This is a genomic window from Hydrocoleum sp. CS-953 (assembly GCF_002260545.1).
Taxonomy (GTDB): Bacteria; Cyanobacteriota; Cyanobacteriia; order Cyanobacteriales; family Microcoleaceae; genus Trichodesmium.
This window is the reverse complement of sequence record NZ_LGSU01000272.1, coordinates 1-2604: the sequence shown is the minus strand read 5'-3', so window position 1 is coordinate 2604 and position 2604 is coordinate 1. Positions and strand designations below refer to the sequence as shown.

Sequence of the window (2604 nt, the reverse complement as noted above, 5' to 3'; positions counted from 1 at the left end):
GATATGGAAAGTATAATTCGGCAAAAGTCTTGAGTGTTGAAATACACACAAACTATAACCAGGTATTTTTCAGACCCTTAATCAAGCAAAAGGGGTTCCAAACTACCAATTTTTTTTTAGATGAACAAATAATCACCTAATACCCAAAATGTTTTCATCCCCAGAATCACAAGAGAATGGACAATCTCAAGAAACCTATATTACCTTAACTGATGAGGCAGAGCGATCGCTACATTGTACCATAGAGTATTCTCTAGAGTTAAACGAGAAAGAGTATGTAATGTTACTACCATTAGACCTACCTGTAGAAATATTTACTTGGGGGTCAGAAGATCTAGAACAAGCAAGTATCCCTGTAGACGACGAATCAGAAATTGACCAAATTTTTGATACGGCCAAAGTTGTCCTCGAAGAACAAAACCTAATCTTGCAAAGAACGGCTATAACATTAACTGTGACTGGGGAGTTACCAGAATGGGACGAAGATGAACTAGATGAAGTGGATGAAAATGATGAAGCAAGTGAATATTACGAAGAACTGGCAACTTTTTTGTATCAAGACCAGAAATACGCTATATATACGCCGTTAGATCCATTTTTGATTCCAGCTCGTAAAAGTGATAATGGAAAATTAGAATTACTTTCAGAAGAAGAGTTTAAGCAAATTCAACCAATGGTTCAAGCAATGCTAGAAGATCGACTTTTCGATGATATGGAATAAACCATTTGCAGCTTTTAGCAAATTTGGATCGCTTATCGCTNAAGTGATAATGGAAAATTAGAATTACTTTCAGAAGAAGAGTTTAAGCAAATTCAACCAATGGTTCAAGCAATGCTAGAAGATCGACTTTTCGATGATATGGAATAAACCATTTGCAGCTTTTAGCAAATTTGGATCGCTTATCGCTTCAACGATCAGTTAACTTTTAGCCTCCTAGCTTGGAGCTGTCTGTTGCAAATTAGCTTTCCTAGGTAATTCTGCGCAAATGCTTTTCATCTTGTGTAGTGTTAATTGAGTTGTGGGGTAGCAAAACAGTTATCAGTAAGTACCTCCTGTAATAGGGAGACTTGAAATACTTAATTTTCTTGTTTTGGTCATCCTGTATAGTAATGGTGATAATCTATATTTTTTTCCCATACTTTGCCACACTTTCCAAACTTCTCACACCCCCCCATACTTCCTATACTTCTCACACTTCCAATACCATTACTATGCACCACCATTCTTTTTTTTATTCCCTGGTAAAGAGAGGTTTGAGACCTTATTTTCTAGTCATTTAGCTGAAGATTAGAACTTAACAATACTCTAGAATAGTTCAAGTCATCATTTTTACTACAAACTTAAAAATCAGAGCAATTTTTTTGCAAAGTATTAGTATTAACGAATCAAATGAAAAAAAGTATTAAACTAATTTCCAATCGTGCCCTGTTTTACTTGGCCATCTTGCCTGTAAGCTGTGGTATTTTTGCTTGGCAAGGGTGGACTTGGTGGAGTTGGGCGAGTGGCCCCCTAGTTTCAGCCACATCATCTACTCAATCTCCAGAAGTAGATGCTGTTACCATAAAAATTCCTGTGGGCACTTATGGTCAACAAATAGGCGAAGATTTAGAATCTGCTGGTATAATTCGCTCCGCAACAGCTTGGAATTTATGGGTTAAATGGTTAAGTTTACAAAATCCCGATCTGGAGTTTAAAGCTGGAACTTATAATTTATCTCCCACCGAACCACTTAGCGCCATTGCAGATAAAATCTTAGAGGGAGATGTTGTTAAACTCAGCTATGTCATTCGTGAAGGATGGTCAATTAAACAAATGGCTGAATATTTGGAAGCTGAAGGTTTTTTTCCTGCTGCTGATTTTATTGCTGCTACAAAAAATATTCCATACACTAAGTTTCCATGGTTGCCAAGTAATATACCTCATTTAGAGGGTTATCTATTTCCAGATACTTATAAAATAGTGACGGAGAATACTACTCCAGAAGCTATTATTAATCAAATGCTAGGACAGTTTGAGCGAATAGCTCTACCAGTATATCAGAAAAATCCTAATAATACAGAAAAATTAAGTCTCCATGAGTGGGTAACTCTGGCAAGTATTGTAGAAAAGGAATCTGTAGTTGCAGAAGAACGTGGTGTAATTTCAGGTGTATTTAATAATCGTTTGGAAAAGGGTATGAGGTTAGCAGCAGATCCAACGGTAGAATATGGCCTTGGTATTCGTCAAACGAAAGAAAAACCTCTTACTTATCGTCAGGTTGAAACTCCTTCTCCTTATAATACTTATCTGAATACTGGCTTACCACCAACTGCTATTGCTAGTCCAGGTAAGGCAAGTTTAGAAGCAACTCTTAATCCAGAAGATACAGAATATTTGTATTTTATGGCTCGCTATGATGGTACTCATATTTTTAGTCGTACTGCTGCGGAACATGAGGCTGCTATTGCAGAGGTAGAGAGAATGTTATCCTCTCAATAAGTGGAATAGGAAGTAATTCATTAATGGATAATTGATAATTACCTCTTCTTATAAATAAATAAATAAGAGGATTGAATAAAAGGATTTTTTTTCTTTTTTCTCTTGAAATAGAAGGCTTTATACCT

The 2604-nt window shown here is 36.2% G+C and carries 2 protein-coding genes; both read left to right on the top strand.

Annotated elements, in window-relative coordinates:
* Window positions 1-148: 148 nt before the first annotated feature.
* Window positions 149-721 carry a DUF3727 domain-containing protein gene (locus AFK68_RS02440; protein WP_143437439.1) on the top strand — a complete coding sequence of 191 codons (573 nt, stop codon included), beginning with the start codon at window positions 149-151 and terminating at the stop codon, window positions 719-721.
* A 669-nt stretch (window positions 722-1390) separates the two neighbouring features.
* Window positions 1391-2479: an endolytic transglycosylase MltG gene (gene mltG, locus AFK68_RS02435; RefSeq protein ID WP_094671351.1), complete on the top strand. Its 1089-nt coding sequence runs from the start codon at window positions 1391-1393 to the stop codon at window positions 2477-2479.
* Window positions 2480-2604 lie beyond the last annotated feature (125 nt).